At 30.5% G+C, this 1001-nt stretch carries 1 protein-coding gene; it reads right to left on the bottom strand.

The window, feature by feature from the left end; genetic code table 11:
- Positions 1-609: 609 nt before the first annotated feature.
- Entirely contained in the window at positions 610-966 is a 357-nt protein-coding gene (locus HMPREF0518_RS06925; RefSeq protein ID WP_020828952.1) for a hypothetical protein, read from the bottom strand.
- Positions 967-1001 lie beyond the last annotated feature (35 nt).

The following is a 1001-nucleotide window of genomic DNA, read 5'->3' as shown; positions in this document are numbered from 1 at the left end:
AATTATCTGTTTTGGTGAAACCAAAAATGAAGGTTGGCCCTAAAACTATGATATAGCTTAGCTTATGATAATAATGTTAGTAATGATTTTTAATTCTCGTTTAGTAAACATATTTAACTTATGATCTTTTTCTTTTGGTTGAATAGTAACCTGCCAATGAGCATAGTACTAGGTAGGCGATGAATGGTGTATAGATGACGCTTATTTCTAGGAACTTGATCTAGGTAGCTATGGTGATTATTAATAAAGCTGTAGAAATTAACATCATTAGATAATTTAGTTTAGGAAATAGAATTAAGATTCCAGTAATCAAAATACATATGACATAGAGAAAGATGGGTATATCTTTAATGTTAAAGGTGTTCTTGGACATGCATGTTAACAATACATTGAAAGCAGCTATAGATAAGATCAGTGAGATGATGAATAAACTAATTTGAAGCTTCTTTTTCAAAATTTTGATCCTTTCTGATTTTGTAAATGAATAAGTCAGGTCATTGCTAGAATACCAAAGGTCTATGTTAATGCAACCCGTTTTGCATGTGTGCAAAGTTTTTTAAAAAATAAAACCACTATTCAATTTGACGTTGAATAGTGGTTTTATTTTTATTAACGATTATTTTTCTTATATCTACGCCAGTTAATAATGCTATAAATTTCCATTGCTATTATGCAGATGAAAATTAGAGTGAAAATCAATCCGCGGTATGGCGCAATAAAACTTGGTAACCATACTTGACCATCGATCCAATTTAGCATGAATAAACCAACAAGCATTGAAAACTTAGGATCAGTTTTTAGATCAACAAAATATATTATTGCAAATATAATCAATAGTCCTAAGTAGGACCAAGTTCTAAATGGTGAACTGTTATTCAAAAAGACGTTTGCATAGATTGCGATTAACCCAATTGCAATTGTGATCACTGCAAAGGTAATTCGCCAGTTTTTAGGCCAATTCTTCATTATCATTCATCTACTTTCTCTAACTCTGTTATCTA

The organism is Lactobacillus helveticus DSM 20075 = CGMCC 1.1877 (genome assembly GCF_000160855.1).
Taxonomy (GTDB): domain Bacteria; phylum Bacillota; class Bacilli; order Lactobacillales; family Lactobacillaceae; genus Lactobacillus; species Lactobacillus helveticus.
This window is presented reverse-complemented; position numbering and strand designations above follow the sequence as displayed.

Coding starts and splice junctions, on each gene's coding strand:
- HMPREF0518_RS06925 (WP_020828952.1), bottom strand. CDS start 966: ATGAAGAATTGGCCTAAAAACTGGCGAATTACCTTTGCAGTGATCACA.